The 14,562-nt window shown below is 48.4% G+C and carries 8 protein-coding genes; 3 read left to right on the top strand and 5 right to left on the bottom strand.

All coding sequences use genetic code 11. The features are described 5' to 3' along the window. Positions 1–32 precede the first annotated feature (32 nt). The gene (locus QUB30_RS02390) at positions 33–1,319 is read left to right on the top strand and encodes a GH25 family lysozyme (protein ID WP_333328505.1); all 1,287 of its coding nucleotides are present in this window, start codon (positions 33–35) and stop codon (positions 1,317–1,319) included. Positions 1,320–1,818: 499 nt separating this feature from the next. Beyond that, positions 1,819–3,777, top strand: coding sequence for a cation:proton antiporter domain-containing protein (locus QUB30_RS02385; RefSeq protein ID WP_333328503.1), 1,959 nt, complete (start codon positions 1,819–1,821; stop codon positions 3,775–3,777). A 178-nt stretch (positions 3,778–3,955) separates the two neighbouring features. On the opposite strand, the gene QUB30_RS02380 is transcribed toward QUB30_RS02385, so the two are convergent. Beyond that, positions 3,956–7,162, bottom strand: coding sequence for a tetratricopeptide repeat protein (locus QUB30_RS02380; protein ID WP_333328500.1), 3,207 nt, complete (start codon positions 7,160–7,162; stop codon positions 3,956–3,958). Between the two features lie 105 nt (positions 7,163–7,267). Here QUB30_RS02380 and QUB30_RS02375 point away from each other — a divergent pair, with 105 nt between their 5' ends. Next, complete coding sequence (locus tag QUB30_RS02375) at positions 7,268–7,402, top strand: hypothetical protein (RefSeq protein WP_333328497.1); 135 nt, start codon at positions 7,268–7,270, stop codon at positions 7,400–7,402. A 168-nt stretch (positions 7,403–7,570) separates the two neighbouring features. Here QUB30_RS02375 and QUB30_RS02370 read toward each other — a convergent pair whose 3' ends face one another. The 4 genes from QUB30_RS02370 to QUB30_RS02355 all read right to left on the bottom strand — a co-directional run bounded on the left by QUB30_RS02370 (position 7,571) and on the right by QUB30_RS02355 (position 14,456). Continuing rightward, entirely contained in the window at positions 7,571–9,310 is a 1,740-nt protein-coding gene (locus QUB30_RS02370; protein WP_333328494.1) for a S8 family serine peptidase, read from the bottom strand. A gap of 411 nt (positions 9,311–9,721) precedes the next feature. Next, positions 9,722–10,237: a hypothetical protein gene (locus tag QUB30_RS02365; RefSeq protein WP_333328491.1), complete on the bottom strand. Its 516-nt coding sequence runs from the start codon at positions 10,235–10,237 to the stop codon at positions 9,722–9,724. A 634-nt stretch (positions 10,238–10,871) separates the two neighbouring features. Next, on the bottom strand, positions 10,872–13,568 hold the full coding sequence (locus QUB30_RS02360) for a CHAT domain-containing tetratricopeptide repeat protein (protein ID WP_333328487.1): 2,697 nt from the start codon (positions 13,566–13,568) through the stop codon (positions 10,872–10,874). Positions 13,569–13,574: 6 nt separating this feature from the next. After that, on the bottom strand, positions 13,575–14,456 hold the full coding sequence (locus QUB30_RS02355; protein WP_333328483.1) for a DUF928 domain-containing protein: 882 nt from the start codon (positions 14,454–14,456) through the stop codon (positions 13,575–13,577). Positions 14,457–14,562: the final 106 nt, after the last annotated feature.

Below are 14,562 nucleotides of genomic sequence, written 5' to 3'. Positions count from 1 at the left end.
GACCAAACCAGCTTTTCTCAACTCTTCGTAATATGAGTATTCGCGGTATAGATGTTTCCGACTACCAGCCCAATGTCAATTGGCAAGCAGTTGCCCGGGGAGGCATAGTCTTCGCTTTTGTCAAATCGACGGAGGGTGCAACTTTAGTTTCCCAAACTTTTGCCCGCAATTGGGCAGCTATGAAAGCGGCGGGGATTCAACGCGGTGCTTACCACTTTTTTCGACCTGCAAGCAGCATTCAAGGACAAATAGATTTGTTCTTGAAAACTGTAAAACTCGAAGCGGGGGATTTGCCGGCAGTCTTGGATTTGGAAACTACAGGCGGTTTGAGTGTGACTCAATTGTGCGATCGAGCCGCAATTTGGTTAGAAGCAGTCGAAAAAGCCACCTTGATGCGGCCGATTATCTACACTTACCCGGGTTTCTGGGACAACTTGGGGACAAAACGGTTTGCCGATTACCCGCTGTGGATTGCTCACTATACCACTGCTGAGGAACCTTGGGTTCCCGGGGGCTGGAAAACTTGGACTTTTTGGCAGTACAGCGACACCGGCAGCGTGTCCGGCGTCTCGGGCAATGTAGATACCAATATTTTTGAAAGTGTCCGAGAAGGTGCCCAAAGTTATAAAGTTGCAGACATCCAGAAGGAATTAAGAATTAAAGGTTTCTATCAAGGCGCGATGGACGGTAAATTTGGAGCCACCACCACAGCGGCGCTCATCTCGTTTCAGAAATCTCAAGGTCTCAATCCCGACGGCATTGCAGGCATCAAAACCTGGGCCGCTTTGATGCGAAAATCTCCCAAAGTAGTTGTCCCCCCTCCAGCCCCGACACCCGCCCCCCGACCGACTCCTGTTCCGACTCCCACTCCCACTCCCATATCAGCCGTGCGGCTGACTCAGGTATTCTCGTCTTATCAAGCTAGCGCTAGCCAAGATACTGCCTTAATTTGGCTGCAAAGCCAAGTTTCTACCTCTGTTTTAGGGGAATTTGCTCAAAAATGGCGGGCAACTACCTTACCTCAAGACACTAATTTGCGATTGATAGATGTCGGCAAATTTTATCGAGGTTTAGCTGAACAAGACCAAGCTTTAGATTGGCTGCAACAACAAATTTCTCAGGCTGTGATTTCCGAGTTTGCGAAAAAGTGGCGCTCTCAATCTACTGTCACTAATTCTCCGATTCGGCTGATAGATGCGTGCAAATTTTATCGGGCAGCACCCAACCAAAACCAGGCTTTAGATTGGCTGGAAGGGCGAATTTCGCCGGCAATTCTCTCGGAGTTTTTTCGCAGGTGGCAGAATGCCAATCGATTGTAAATTTTAGATGGGAGATTTTAGATTGACTCTACAGATGAATATTGCGATTTGAGAATTTAGATTGGAAATCTACTCTAAAGATGAGTCTGGGGGCGATCGATTTGAAATGTGAGATTTTAGATTGGATATTGACTCTACAGATGAATCTGGGGGTAGAAGAACTCTATCATTGGAAAGCCGGCAAATCTTGTTATTTGGGATTTGAGATTTGAGATTGACTCCCCATCAAAATTCGTCCCATCCTCTCCCTCTGGACCCCTATGCCATCGGACTATCGAACCTAACAGACAATCTCTTGCTTAGCTACAGCTTACTCCCGTCTTTGACGCCAAGAGAATTATCTGATAAAGTTAGAGCCAATATCAAGGTTTTTTAATCTTATTTGCAAAAATCTAGGGCCGTGCCGAGTTTGTAAGCTGCGCCGAAAATAGCGCCTGCACTCAACTTACCCGCGATCGAACATTTAAAACTAAGCGGGCAGCCTGTAACAATTGTATCTATGGAAATCCCCTTTAACATCACCCTGTTGATGGTCATGACCGTCACCTGTGGTATCAGCGCTCAAGTTCTCGCCGCTTATCTGAAAGTTCCGGCGATCGTATTTTTGCTGCTGTTCGGCATTTTAGCAGGCCCAGACGGCTTGGGAGTCCTGCACCCCAATCTGTTGGGCAGCGGTTTGGAAGTTATGGTATCGCTTTGCGTAGCGTTAATTCTGTTTGAAGGCGGCTTGAATTTGGAATTGCGAGATTTGGGCAAAGTTTCCGGCAGCATCCGCAATTTAGTTACGGTAGGCACTTTAATTACGCTAATTGGCGGCGGAATGGCCGCACACTGGTTGGGGGAATTTCCCTGGCCGATCGCATTTCTGTATGCTTCTCTAGTAGTCGTTACTGGCCCGACAGTAATCGGCCCTTTACTCAAACAAGTATCCGTTGACAAACAAGTCGCCGCTTTGCTAGAAGCTGAAGGCGTTTTAATCGATCCTGTCGGAGCAATTCTGGCGGTATTGGTGCTGAATATTATTTTAAACGGCAATCCTGATTTGCTGATTTTGTTCCGAGATTTAATCGTGCGGCTTTTCGTTGGCGCAGTCGTCGGAGTTGCCGGCGGTTGGCTGCTGGGATTCATTCTCAAGCGATCGCAATTTCTCTCAGAAGACCTCAAAAACTTAGTAGTTTTAGCCGGTTTGTGGGGATTTTTCGGCTTAGCAGAAGAAATCCGCAGCGAATCGGGACTGATGGCAACAGTCCTATCCGGCATCGTCCTCAGAGCCGCTGCTGTCCCGGAAGAAAGGCTGCTGAGGAGGTTTAAAGGTCAACTCACAGTCCTTGCTATTTCTGTGCTGTTCGTGCTGCTAGCGGCCGATTTATCCCTCGCTAGTGTGGTCGCCCTCGGTTGGGGAAGTGTGTTTACAGTTTTAGCTTTAATGTGGATAGTGCGGCCGATCAATGTTTGGTTGTGTACTTGGAACAGCGGACTGAATTGGCGGCAGAAATTATTTGTTTGTTGGGTCGCGCCGAGGGGAATTGTCTCAGCGTCGATCGCCTCTTTATTTGCAATTTTGCTCACTCAGCGGGGAATCAACGGCGGCGACTCGATTAAAGCCTTAGTTTTCCTAACAATTATTATGACAGTTTTCGTGCAGGGGCTGACGGCCGGATGGATGGCTCAACTTTTGGGCATCACCTCAAAATCTGTAACCGGTGCAGCAATTGTAGGGTCAAATCCTTTGAGCAGATTAATTGCTCGCTTGTTTCAAGAACGCGGAGAATCTGTGGCAATTATCGACACAAACCCGGAAGCTTGCGCACAAGCAGAACGAGAAGGTTTGCGGGTGTTTTTGAGCAGTGCTCTCGACCACAGCGTGTTAGAAGAAGCCGGACTGGATTCGATGGGAACTTTTTTGGCAATGACTAACAACGGCGAGGTAAACTTAGTGTTAGCTCAACGGGCGGCCGAAGAGTTTGCACCGCCGAGGGTTTTGGCAATATTCCCCAAAGATCCGCAAGCAAATACGCCTGCAAATCAGGCTAAAATCAATCAAGCTTTTGTATCCGATTTGTCGCTGAAGGATTGGAACGAATATCTGAGCGACGGCGAAGTGAAATTGGGGGAAACTGAGTTAAAAAGTGAGGGATTGCAGTTTCAGATTGCTCACTTGCAAGCTTTGGTTCAGGCTGGGGAGTTGGCGCCGCTGCTGCTGGAAAGGCAAGGATACTTGCAAGTAGTGTCGGCGACCCAGATTTGGCAAGCAGGCGATCGAATTATTTATTTGCTGTACGATCCGACACCAAAATTGTTGAAAAGATTGTCGGGTTCGTCCCAGTCTCGTTTGACTTTGGAAAAGCATCAGGTAGTTGAAGAAGTGCCGATTCCTTCTCCGGTTTTAGAGCCGATTTTGGAGTCAGCGGAAATAGCAAAGGATGCTAAAGTTTTGCTACCGCCCGTTTCGCGATAGGGGCAGTAAGCTGTCGTGGATCTAGATTGTCTATGGTATTAGAGGGGAAGAGGGGGAGAGGGGGAGAAGGGGAGACGGGGAGAGGATTTGACAATTTTTGATATGGGATTGAAATATACAATTTCAATGCACAACATATACCAGATCGATCGCGACAAGCAGATTAGAGCGATCGTCCTTACTCTGCCTCCCCAATTAACGTGAACGCTGCCCAATTTCGCGGCTGGGGATGAGTTTTCATCGTGGTTAACATTGCCTGCCGAAGTGCCTGTGCTTTGTCGGGATTATTTTGCAAATTTTGATAAAATGCCTGCATCAATTCGGATGTCGGCGCATCGGGAACCGCCCATAAAGAAACAATCACACTCGGCACTCCTGCCGAAATCAAAGCGCGCGACAAACCAATCACCCCATCCCCGGTAATTCGGCCTTCTCCAGTGTTGCAAGCACTCAAAACGACTAAATTTGCTTGCAGTTTCATATCGAAAATCTCTTCTGCGGTCAATAAGCCGTCATCGCTACCAGAAGGAGCCAGGGCGATCGCACTTCCCAATCCGCGCACATCATCCAGCAATCCATGCGTTGCTAAGTGAATAATCGATGCTTTGGGCATTTTTTGGACGATCGCAGCTTTTGTACCTTGTGCGCCTGTGATGGCTTGAGTGTTGAGCAGAGGGGCGATCGCTCTAGCTTCAGCTTCGGCTCCAGGTAGAGGAGACAATTGCTGTTTGGGCTCTCCCAGAGAGAGAGACACGCTTGGCATGGTGGGATTGCCCAATACTAGAGCCCTGCTGCTGTTGACTGGCTTCTGTGCTAACTTCTGTCGTTGTTGTCGAGTCAAATCCAATACTTGAATCGAGGGGGCGGTAAGAATCGTGTGTTTTTCGATTAAGTAAGTGCCGCCAGAGTCTTGCAGGGCCCCAAAGGGTACCTGGAAAAGCGATCGTTGAGGAATGAAAATGACGTGGGCATTAGGGTCTTTGGGTAGGAGGCTGGCAATGGGATCGATCAGCAGTTGATGCAGTGTCGGTAAGTCTGGTTGGGGTTGGGTGGAGCCAAGACTGCTGCGACTGCGGACGGCGAGGAATTCTTGATTGCCCGCGATTAAGCTGTCTAGAGAGGCGTTGTGTTTCTGCCAGAGAGGTTTGAGGTCAACCTGCCGGAAGGTAATTTCGCCCGTAGGTTGAATCACCCAAATGTAGAGCGCGGATTCTCGCCATACTTGTTTGCCCTGAATCTGAAACTCGTCGTAGACGATCGAATACTGGACCAAAGTGGCATTCTGTGCTTTGGCGATTTGGCGGATTTGCTCGCCGTTGGGAGCAGAGGCGATGACCGGATTGGCATCACCAGTTGATAAGCGCTCTGTCAGGAGATCGACAAAGGCACGAGCACGTCCCCGTTCGGCAATTTCTAAAGCGGCGATCGGGTTATTCTGAGCCACTCGAACTTGTTGTAGAAGGCTATAAGTTATAGCTTGTCCTTCAAAGATGGAGACTTTATTCGCGTCGTTGGAGCCGAGCATTTGCCGCCTCGATTCCAAAACTTGAATCCCATTGACGAGCATTTTTTCGGCTTCTGTAAGCTTGCCAGCTCTCAAGAACGCCACTCCGAGGTTGTTGAGTGCTATACCCTCCGCCCGGCGGTCTTTAATTTCGCGGGCGATGGCTAACTGTTGCTGTGAATACTCAATGGCTTTGGCATAGTTTTCCAGATAGAGGTAAGCGATTCCCAAATTGCCCAGTGACGCAGCCTCCGCTGAGCGGTCTTTAATTTCGCGGGCGATAGCTAACCACTGCTGTGAATACTCAATGGTTTTGGCCGAGTTTCCCAGAGCGATGTAAGCAACTCCCAAATTACCCAGTGCCATACCCTCACTTTGGCGGTCTTTAATTTCACGGGCAATCGCTAAACTTTGCTGTGCATACTCAATGGCTTTGGCCGAGTCGCCCAGATCGAGGTAAGTGAATCCCAAATTGCCCAGTGCCCTACCTTCTCCTTGGCGGTCTTTAATTTCGCGGGCGATAGCTAAATATTTCAGTGAATACTCGATGGCTTTGGCATAGTTGCCCAGAAAGCGGTAAGCCAGTCCCAAATTGTCTAGTGCTATACCCTCCCCCTCGCGGTCTTGAATGGAGCGGGCGATGGCTAAGTGTTGCTGTGAATAATCAATGGCTTTGGTATAGTTGCCCAGAAAGCGGTAAGCCTCTCCCAAACTGCCTAGTGTTAAACCCTCCAACTTACGGTCTTTAATTGCGCGGACGATAGCTAACTGTTGCTGTATATATTCAATGGCTTTGATATGGTCGCCCAGATAAAGGTAAGCGACTCCCAAATAGTTTAGTGCCAGACTCTCCTGCTGGCGATCCTTAATTTCACGGGCGATAGCTAAATGTTGCTGCGAATACTCAATGGCTTTGGCATAATTTCCCAGAGATCTGTAAGCGAGTCCCAAATTGTTTAGTGCCAGACTCTCCTGCTGGCTGTCCTTAATTTCACGGGCAATAGCTAAATGTTGCTGTGAATACTCAATGGCTTTGGCATAATTTCCCAGAGATCTGTAAGCGGCTCCCAAATTGCCCAGTGCCACCTTTTCACTGTGGCGGTCTTTAATTTCGCGGGCGATGGCTAAACTCTGCTGTGTATATTCAATGGCTTTGGTATGGTCGCCCAGCTTGAGGTAAGCGGTTCCCAAATTAGCCAGTGCTGCACCCTCACTTTGACGGTCTTTAATTTCGCGGGCGATGGCTAACTGTTGCTGTGCATATTCAATGCCTTTGGCATAATTGCCCAGAGAAAGGTAAGCGATTCCCAAATTCCCCAGTGCCGTACCTTCCACTTTGCGGTCTTTAATTTCGCGGGCGATCGCTAACTGTTGCTGTGTATATTCAATGGCTTTGGCCGAGTTGCCCAGAGAAAGGTAAGCACGTCCCAAATTGCCCAGTGCCCAACCTTCTGTTTTGCGATCTTTAATTTCGCGGGCGATCGCTAAAGTCTGCTGTGAATATTCAATGGTTTTGCCATAGTTGCCCAGAGAGTAGTAAGCACGTCCCAAATCGGCCAGTACCCAACCTTCTGTTTGGCGGTCTTTAGTTTCGCGGGCGATGGCTAAATGTTGCTGTGCATATTCAATGGCTTTGGCATAATTGCCCAGAGAGCGGTAAGCCATTCCCAGATTGCCCAGTATCCAACCCTCTCCTTGGCGGTTTTTGAGGGCGCGATAAATTGGCAGTGCCTGTTGCCAGAAATTCAGTGCTGCTTGGAATTGCCCAGTCTGATATTGTTGGGTGCCCTGCTGCAAGAGCCGATCGGCCTCTGCTTCACGAGCATCGGTAGTTTGGGCGATCGCTGGGAAGAAAGAGTCAGGAGTAGTTAATAGGGACATAGTGGCAACCAGGAATAGGGAAATGGAAGCTAGGAAAACATGAGTGAGCCTAGAGTGGGTTGATTTGAGTCGCTTAAATGGGGAGTACAGCATAGGATTCTAGAGTTGAAATTTATAGAATTAGCCCGATCGCTCTTTCTGCCGTCGTGCGATCGCCTCAATCTGCCACAGGCGATCGACCTTCATAGAAGCTTACTCTGTCTCCCCAATCTCGCCGCAGGGATGGGGACTCTAATCTGAATTAGACGACAATTTTAGCGATCGCCCGATCGGTTTGAATCAAACCATTACCCACTGGCATAGTCAAGTCCAAAATCAAAACCTGGGGTGTTTAGATCGTCCATATCCAGAGCCGTCTGCTCTAATGCTCGATTAATGTCCGCAGGACTTAAGTCGGGATTTGCAATGCTATCCTGTCAACCCATTTCGATTAGCTGTTGTCGTCAAAATGGACTCAACTTGAGCCGGAGTTAAAGTCGGATTGGCATTCAAAACTAAAGCCGCTACACCCGCTACGTGTGGCGCTGCCATAGACGTGCCACTTTCAACTTTATAATCGTCATCAGGAATGGTAGAAGAGATATCTACTCCCGGAGCAACTAAGTAATCTAAAGGTGTAAAACCCGAACGATTCGAGGTGTCAGCCATTCTGCCCCTTACATCAATACTGCCCACGGCAATTCCCCAGCGATCGGCATTACGAGCTGGATAATTTGGTTGGCTAAAGCCCAAATTTCCGGCTGACATAACCACAACAGAGCCTTTGTTATTTGCATACTCAATTGCGTCATTCACCTGATTGGAAGGGTAAGAACCACTGAGGTTAATTACATTTGCTTCATTATCAGCAGCATAGCGGATTCCAGCAGCAACATTATTCGGCGAGCCGGGACTAGAGGCGGGCCATACTCTCACAGGCATAATCTTTGCATTGTACGCAACTCCTGTGATGCCAAAATCATTTCGCTCTGCCGCGATCGAACCTGCTATGTGAGTGCCGTGACCATAGAAACCCTTACCTATGGGGTTATTATCGATCTGATCTCTTGGGTCGTTGTCGCTAGACACAAAATCCCAACCCCGAATATCATCAATAAATCCGTTCCGATCGTCATCGATACCATTTCCCGCAATTTCATCAGTATTCTGCCAAATATTGCCATCCAAATCGGGATGGGTGTAGTCAACACCAGTATCCACGACAGCTACAACAATGCCATTTCCTGTAATGTTTTGATTCCAAACTTCCGGCGCATTTATCACATCTAACGTCCAGTTCTTCCCACCCAAATCTGGAAGAGCGGGGAAAAGAGTTGAACGATTTAGGGTGTGGGAAACTGCGGCATTTGCATTCACTAAACCGTAGCCGTAGTTAATATTATAAACACCCTTACCTGTAGTAATATCGGGCACTACAGGAACAGATGTTGCAGACAAATTCAGGTTGTAATTAGTAGAGTTGTTGTTGAAGAAGCTAGAGACTTGAACATAGTATGTTCCTGGAACCAGATTGGGTACATTAATCGCGTCCGGGATGGTGCCAATCTCAATAGAGCTGGCAATAGTTTCACCGCTATCGACACCACCGTTGCGGTTTCTATCGTGAATTAACCTGACATTGGCATCCCTGGTCAAACCATCCAGACGCAGGTTAAAATTGCTCTTAGTGTTGATATCGAAGCGGTAGAAATCGTCGCGATCGCCTGTGCCGACAACATCAGTTAAGTTGATGCTACCATTTTCAACACCAACAATATTACGAGCTGTCGAAATAGAGTTACCTGGATCGGCTAAATTCAACTGGGAAGCAGATATCGTTCCTGTTAGCGGATCTGTGTTTACATTCGCCGATTGCGACTGCGGTTTGAGTTGAGAATCGGCGACATCGCCAGTAACTCGATCGCTCGCAGGGAAACTGAGGCCCTCGCCTGCATTACCTACAATAAAATCTGCTATCTGTGTCTGTCGATCGAAGCTGGATGCTGTGGGATTAGTCAAGCTAGATTCAGGACTGTAACCAGAAGCATTCAGTGGAGCGATCGCTCCGCTGAGCAAGTCGCTGTTAACCGCAAATGTTGATTGGGCGAGATCGTTTGGCTGTTGACTTAAATAAAGGCGCTCGTTAGAATTGTTTGTGATGTCTAACATAATTTAAAACCCCCAGAAATTTCGATTCATTATTTACTTAAATCTTAAGCAGCTCAGATGGAAAAAGCATTCGTTCTACCCACAGAGTTGATGAGGTATGCGGTGCAAGATAGATTGCGGGAAAGTGCAAAGTATGTGAATAGGTAGATAGATGGTTCGCTCAAATACAGCAGATTCCACGTTTATGAAGGACACCCGCCTATCGATCTATCCCGCCGTAGGGACACGGCACTGCCGTGTCCCTACTTCATAAACCTGGAATACGCTGTAAGTTTTGAGATTAAGACGCGATCGCGAACAAAGATTCATTCCACAGTCAGCCAGAGAATTAATTCCCTGTCTCATAGCACAAGTCCTCTTTTAGAGGACTGAATAATATAACTCCTTAGTCCTCTTTCAGATATAAATCAATTAAACTATCAAATAAAAATCTCGCTCTTCCTGAAAGCGAGCTAGCAGTTCCGGTATGCGATCGGGCATATCTTCATCTTCCGCAAGATAAGTATCGCTAAACTCGGTACTTACCAAATGTTCGGTAATTCGGTAACGCATTGGCAGTTTTCTGTCCAGCATCGGATCTGGCGGTACGGGGGGTTGACTTTTTTGTACAGATTCCGACTGCACGCTTTGCTGTGCCACTCTCATCGCGGACTCCCACAAATTTTTGTTGCGGACTCTTTCGTCCGGGTCGATAATACCTGCATCTTTCAATACCTCTGTCAGCAATTTCCACAAATGATAAGCAACGTATCGCGCTAAGTAGCATATTTGATAGTTCCGCGCGATCGCATAATTATTCTTGATTTCTTGGTATGTCAAACCATCTAACACTCCTTGAATAATTGCTCGCTGTAAGCCGTTCAATGGTTCGCCTCTCTTTTCCTGTACCAGGTTATCTAGAATGTTTGTAGCTGATTCTGCATTCATAAAGTTAGGCAGTAAGTTGACAGTTGACAGTTGACCTGTGGTAGGGGCGGTGCCAAGAGAGCCGGCCCTCTTAGTTGATAGTTGACAGTTGATATAGCAATCCTAAATGAGTCGTAAATTTTTTACCCCGATCGACAAAGTAACAAATTCGGATGTATTGTCGCCAATTAATCGTCGAAATTCTGACGGATAGAGTTGTAAAGCCATAAAAAAATCCTCTTAACACTTGACTTAAATCTTAAGCAACCCAGATGAGAAAATCATTCGTTATACCCACAGACTTGATGAAGTACGGGGTGCAAAATAGATTGCGGGAAAGTGCAAAGTATGTGAATATGTAGAGTAGATGGTTCACTTCCATCAGTTTTGAGATTGAGAAGATAACTCGGCGGTTGAAACCGCGTCTACACAAACAAAGTCGGCCTGCGCCGACTAAAGAATAAAGATCGTTTCCGATTGCATCGGAATTATTAGTATCCGAAAAGGAGACGGCAGAGCCGTCTCCCTACAATGTTATTTTGGGTAGGGAAACGGCTCTGCCGTCTCCTCTATCATTCCGGTACAACCGGAATTGATATAATTTAGGAGAAAATTTAGGTGAAAAACATTGAGCCAATTCGCTATTAATAAAAACTTACTCTGCCTCCCCAATTAGAGTAAATGCCGCCCAATTTCGCGGCCCAGGATGAGTTTTCATCGTGGTTAACATTGCCTGCCGCAATGCCTGTGCTTTGTCGGGATTATTTTGCAAGTTTTGGTAAAACAACTGCATCAATTCGGATGTCGGCGCATCGGGAACCGCCCATAAAGAAACAATTACACTCGGCACTCCTGCCGAAATCAAAGCGCGCGACAAACCAATCACTCCATCCCCGGTAATCCTGCCTTCTCCAGTGTTGCAAGCACTCAAAACGACTAAGCTTGCTTGCAGTTTCATGTCAAAAATCTCTTCTGCGGTCAATAAGCCGTCATCGCTACCAGAAGGAGCCATAGCGATCGCACTTGCCAATCCGCGCACATTATCCAGCAATCCATGCGTTGCGAGGTGAATAATCGATGCTTGGGGCATTTTTTGGACGATCTGGGCTTTTGTCCCTTGAGCGCCTGTGATGGCTTGGGTTTTGAGCAGAGGGGCGATCGCTCTAGCTTCAGCTTCGGCTCCAGGTAGAGGAGACAATTGCTGTTTGCGCTCTCCCAGAGAGAGAGACACACTCGGCATGGTGGGATTACCCAATACTAGAGCCCTGCCGCTGTTAGCTGGCTTCTGTGCGAGCTTCTGTCGTTGTTGTCGAGTCAAATCCAATACTTGAATCGAGGGTGCGGTGAGAATCGTGTGTTTTTCGATTAAGTAAGTGCCGTTGGCATCTTGCAGGGCGGGAAAGGGCACCTGGAACAGGGAACCTTGGGGAATGAAAATGACATGGGCATTGGGGTCTTTGGGTAGGAGGCTGGCAATGGGATCGATCAGCAGTTGATGCAGCGTCGGTAAGTTGGGTTGGGGCTGGGTGGAGCCAAAACTGCTGCGACTGCGGACGGCGAGGAATTCTTGATTGCCAATGATTAAGCTGGCTAGAGAGGCGTTGTGTTTCTGCCAGAGGGGTTTGAGATCGACTTGACGGAAGGTAATTTCGCCCGTAGGTTGAATCACCCAGATGTAGAGTGCGGATTCACGTCCTACTTGCTTGCCCTGAATCTGAAAGTTGTCGGAGATGATGGAATACTGTACCAAAGTGGCATTCTGTGCTTTGGCGATTTGGCGGATTTGCTCGCCGTTGGGAGCAGCGGTAATCACCGGATTGGTAGAACCTGACGATAAGCGCTCTGTCAGGAGATCGACAAAGGCACGGGCACGTCCCCGCTCGGCAATTTCTAAAGCGGCGATCGGGTTATTCTGAGCCACTCGGACTTCTTGTAAAGTCCGATAGGTGCGAGCTTGTTCTTCAAAGATGGAGACTTTATTCGCGTCGTTGGAGCCGAGCATTTGACGCATGGATTCCCAAACTTGAATGCCATTGACGAGCATTTTTTCAGCTTCTGTTAGGTTCCCAGCTTTCAAGAACCCCACTCCGAGGTTGTTGAGCGCCATACCTTCCCCGTCGCGGTTTTTAATTTCGCGGGCGATGACTAAACTCTGCTTTATATACTCGATCGCTTGGGCATAGTTGCCCAGAAAGAGGTAAGCAGCTCCCAAATTGCCCAATGCCATACCCTCCCCCTGGCGGTCTTTAATGGAGCGGGCGATGGCTAAATATTGCTGTGTATACTCAATGGCTTTGACAGAGTTGCCCAGAGAGTGGTAAAAGACTCCCAAATTTCCCAGTGCTCCAGCCTCCCCCTGGCGGTCTTTAATGGAGCGGGCGATGGCTAAACCCTGCTGTAAATACTCAATGGCTTTGGCCGAGTTGCCCAGAGAGTGGTAAGTGCCTCCCAAATTTCCCAGTGCTCGAGCCTCCCCGTGGCGGTCTTTAATGGAGCGGGCGATGGCTAACCACTGCTGTGTATACTCCATGGCTTTGGCCGAGTTGCCCAGATAGGAGTAAGCGTTCCCCAAATTTCCCAGTGCTTCACCCTCCCCCTGGCGGTCTTTAATGGAGCGGGCGATAGCTAAACTCTGCTGTGCATACTCAATGGCTTTGGCATAGTTGCCCAGAGAGCTGTAAGCGTTTCCCAAATTGCCCAGTGCATTACCCTCCCCCTTGCGGTCTTTAATGGAGCGGGCGATAGCTAAACTCTGCTGTGAATACTCAATGGCTTTGACATAGTTGCCCAGAGAGCGGTAAGCACGTACCAAATTGCTCAGTGTGGAACCTTCCCCGTAGCGGTCTTTAATGGAGCGGGCGATGGCTAAACCCTGCTGTAAATACTCAATGGCTTTGGCATAGTTGCTCAAAGCGCCGTAAGCAGCTCCCAAAAAGCCCAGTGCCCTACCTTCATTTTGGCGATCTTTAATTTCGCGGACGATGGCTAAACTCTGCTGTGTATACTCAATGCCTTTGGCATAGTCGCCCAGATTGATGTAAACGGCTCCCAAATTGCCCAGTGCTACACCCTCCCCTTGGCGGTTTTTGATGGCGCGATAAATTTGGAGTGCCTGTTGCCAGGAATTCAGCACTGCTGGGAATTGACCAGTCTGATACTGTTGAAGCCCGTGCTGTATTAGTAGATCGGCCTCGATTTTACGAGCATCGAACGCCTGAGCATTAGCCGGAAGTAAGGAGTGTGGAGGAATGTAAAAAGCAACAGACAAAAGGCAAAAGGCGAGGGGAAACAGGAAGCCCGATCGCACTTTTTGATCGCTTGATTTAAGTAGTTTTAACGATAAAGATTTCATAGAATTTTAGGGTTTTGGTTGAGGAAGTTGGCGTTGTTGTTCGATCGCTCTAATTTGCTTCAATCGATCGCTCCAATCTTTCAAAGGTTGGGCTTCCGAACTAGCAAGAGCATCTAGCAATTCCAGCACAGCCGCTTGGCTTTGAGAAGTCTCAGAGGCTTTGCGCGCTTCGGCGATCGCGTCATACCACAGCCCAGACTCCGCATACAGGTCGATCCGTTGTTGGGGAGTTTGCGCCGCTGCAAGTTGACTCTGCAACGACGCCGCAGGCCCAACGACTTGGATTTCTGCCGCCGCCACCACATTCCTCGAAGGAACATTCGGATCGCACACCAACACCACTTGCCACTGATAGGATTGCCCGATCGACAGTTGGGGCAGATTTGAGGGCAAAGCAACCGACATGATTCCTGGCTGACTCTGCATCTGGGTTCTGTAGAGCAGTTGTCCCGTGCGAGTAAACAGCCGGAATTGCAGCGGACGAGGAGTGCGATCGGGTACAAACCAGGTAAAGGTCGGATGCCCAGAAATCGTCTCTCCCACATGGCTAAACGGCACCAAGACAGTCAATCTCGCCGATGAATTAGCTTCGCAACTGCCGCCGCGAGTGGTATTCGTCCCCGTGTCTTTCGGTTTAGAAGGGTTTTGAGGAGGAGTGTATTTTGCCAGCGCTAGAGGAGCGATCCAGAACGAAACACTCAGCATTAAACTCGTAATGCCCGCAGAGTAAGCGGTTCGACGCTTCAACTCGTGAGTCATCATCGCAATCCCCTCTGTAACTATTTCTACAGTAATCAACAATACACAAATACAATAGAGGACTGCCCGCAAGCGTCGTTTGCGGGAAGGTGCAAAGATATTGGGAATCGGGCATTGGGCATTGGGCATCGGGCATCGGGCATTGGGAATAGTCCTGGACTATTGGTGAGAACTTAAGCCTGAAACCCTATGTATCTCTCCCTGGTAGCCGAGTCTCGATCGCCCTAAATCCCCC

The organism is Microcoleus sp. BROC3 (genome assembly GCF_036702515.1).
Lineage (GTDB): Bacteria > Cyanobacteriota > Cyanobacteriia > Cyanobacteriales > Microcoleaceae > Microcoleus.
This window is presented reverse-complemented; position numbering and strand designations above follow the sequence as displayed.

Excerpts from the sequence above, each read along its gene's own strand:
- QUB30_RS02390 (WP_333328505.1), top strand. The coding sequence starts at position 33 with ATGAGTATTCGCGGTATAGATGTTTCCGACTACCAGCCCAATGTCAAT.
- QUB30_RS02385 (WP_333328503.1), top strand. The coding sequence starts at position 1,819 with ATGGAAATCCCCTTTAACATCACCCTGTTGATGGTCATGACCGTCACC.
- QUB30_RS02380 (WP_333328500.1), bottom strand. The coding sequence starts at position 7,162 with ATGTCCCTATTAACTACTCCTGACTCTTTCTTCCCAGCGATCGCCCAA.
- QUB30_RS02370 (WP_333328494.1), bottom strand. The coding sequence starts at position 9,310 with ATGTTAGACATCACAAACAATTCTAACGAGCGCCTTTATTTAAGTCAA.
- QUB30_RS02365 (WP_333328491.1), bottom strand. The coding sequence starts at position 10,237 with ATGAATGCAGAATCAGCTACAAACATTCTAGATAACCTGGTACAGGAA.
- QUB30_RS02360 (WP_333328487.1), bottom strand. The coding sequence starts at position 13,568 with ATGAAATCTTTATCGTTAAAACTACTTAAATCAAGCGATCAAAAAGTG.
- QUB30_RS02355 (WP_333328483.1), bottom strand. The coding sequence starts at position 14,456 with ATGCCCAATGCCCAATGCCCGATTCCCAATATCTTTGCACCTTCCCGC.